This is a genomic window from Acinetobacter sp. YH12227, assembly GCF_013417785.1.
In the GTDB taxonomy this organism is placed as follows: domain Bacteria; phylum Pseudomonadota; class Gammaproteobacteria; order Pseudomonadales; family Moraxellaceae; genus Acinetobacter; species Acinetobacter gandensis.
The window spans coordinates 1-2,329 of the sequence record NZ_VPDH01000151.1; the positions used below are offsets into that span (position 1 = coordinate 1).

At 50.7% G+C, this 2,329-nt stretch carries 1 rRNA gene; it reads left to right on the top strand.

The features are described from left to right. Positions 1 to 2,300, top strand: a 23S ribosomal RNA gene (locus FTV09_RS17480); the annotation flags it as partial. Between the last annotated feature and the right edge of the window lie 29 nt (positions 2,301 to 2,329).

Sequence of the window (2,329 nt, forward strand, 5' to 3'; positions counted from 1 at the left end):
AGGTTAACCGCATAGGGGAGCCGTAGAGAAATCGAGTCTTAATAGGGCGTTTAGTTGCTGGGTGTAGACCCGAAACCGGGTGATCTATCCATGAGCAGGTTGAAGGTTGGGTAACACTAACTGGAGGACCGAACCCACTGTCGTTGAAAAGCCAGGGGATGACTTGTGGATAGGGGTGAAAGGCTAATCAAACTCGGTGATAGCTGGTTCTCCCCGAAAGCTATTTAGGTAGCGCCTCGGACGAATACCATTGGGGGTAGAGCACTGTTTCGGCTAGGGGGTCATCCCGACTTACCAAACCGATGCAAACTCCGAATACCAATGAGTACTATCCGGGAGACAGACTGCGGGTGCTAACGTCCGTAGTCAAGAGGAAAACAATCCAGACCGCCAGCTAAGGCCCCAAAATTATAGTTAAGTGGGAAACGATGTGGGAAGGCATAGACAGCTAGGAGGTTGGCTTAGAAGCAGCCACCCTTTAAAGAAAGCGTAATAGCTCACTAGTCGAGTCGGCCTGCGCGGAAGATGTAACGGGGCTAAAACTATATGCCGAAGCTGCGGATGTACACTTATGTGTACGTGGTAGGGGAGCGTTCTGTAAGCCGATGAAGGTGGATTGAGAAGTCTGCTGGAGGTATCAGAAGTGCGAATGCTGACGTGAGTAACGACAAAACGAGTGAAAAACTCGTTCGCTGAAAGACCAAGGGTTCCAGTCCAACGTTAATCGGGGCTGGGTGAGTCGACCCCTAAGGCGAGGCCGAGAGGCGTAGTCGATGGGAAATTGGTTAATATTCCAATACTTCTGTGTAATGCGATGAGAGGACGGAGTAAGTTAAGTCAGCCTGGCGTTGGTTGTCCAGGTGAAAGGATGTAGGCATGTATCTTAGGCAAATCCGGGGTACTCTATGCTGAGATCTGATAGCAAGCTGTACTTGTACAGTGAAGTGGCTGATACTATGCTTCCAGGAAAAGTCTCTAAGCTTCAGTTACACAGGAATCGTACCCGAAACCGACACAGGTGGTCAGGTCGAGTAGACCAAAGCGCTTGAGAGAACTCTGCTGAAGGAACTAGGCAAAATGGTACCGTAACTTCGGGAGAAGGTACGCTGTTGACGGTGATGGAACTTGCTTCCTGAGCGGTTGACAGCCACAGAAACCAGGCCCCTGCAACTGTTTATTAAAAACATAGCACTCTGCAAACACGAAAGTGGACGTATAGGGTGTGATGCCTGCCCGGTGCTGGAAGGTTAATTGATGGGGTTAGCGTAAGCGAAGCTCTTGATCGAAGCCCCAGTAAACGGCGGCCGTAACTATAACGGTCCTAAGGTAGCGAAATTCCTTGTCGGGTAAGTTCCGACCTGCACGAATGGCATAATGATGGGGGCGCTGTCTCCAGCAGAGACTCAGTGAAATCGAATTCGCCGTGAAGATGCGGTGTACCCGCGGCTAGACGGAAAGACCCCGTGAACCTTTACTGCAGCTTGACATTGAACTTTGATCTTACTTGTGTAGGATAGGTGGGAGGCTTTGAAACCGAGACGCTAGTTTCGGTGGAGCCAATCTTGAAATACCACCCTGGTAATATTGAGGTTCTAACTCTGCTCCATAATCTGGAGCGAGGACCATGTCTGGTGGGTAGTTTGACTGGGGCGGTCTCCTCCTAAAGAGTAACGGAGGAGTACGAAGGTGCGCTCAGCGTGGTCGGAAATCACGCGTAGAGTATAAAGGCAAAAGCGCGCTTAACTGCGAGACCCACAAGTCGAGCAGGTACGAAAGTAGGTCTTAGTGATCCGGTGGTTCTGTATGGAAGGGCCATCGCTCAACGGATAAAAGGTACTCTGGGGATAACAGGCTGATACCGCCCAAGAGTTCATATCGACGGCGGTGTTTGGCACCTCGATGTCGGCTCATCTCATCCTGGGGCTGAAGCAGGTCCCAAGGGTATGGCTGTTCGCCATTTAAAGAGGTACGCGAGCTGGGTTTAGAACGTCGTGAGACAGTTCGGTCCCTATCTACCGTGGGCGCTGGAAATTTGAGAGGATCTGCTCCTAGTACGAGAGGACCAGAGTGGACGAACCTCTGGTGTACCGGTTGTGACGCCAGTCGCATCGCCGGGTAGCTATGTTCGGAAGGGATAACCGCTGAAAGCATCTAAGCGGGAAGCCTACCTCAAGATAAGATTTCCCTAGGAATTTATTCCTCTAAAGAGCCGTTGAAGACTACGACGTTGATAGGTTGGATGTGGAAGTGCGGTGACGCATGAAGCTGACCAATACTAATTGCTCGTGAGGCTTGACTATACAACACCCAAACAGTTGTTGTACGAACT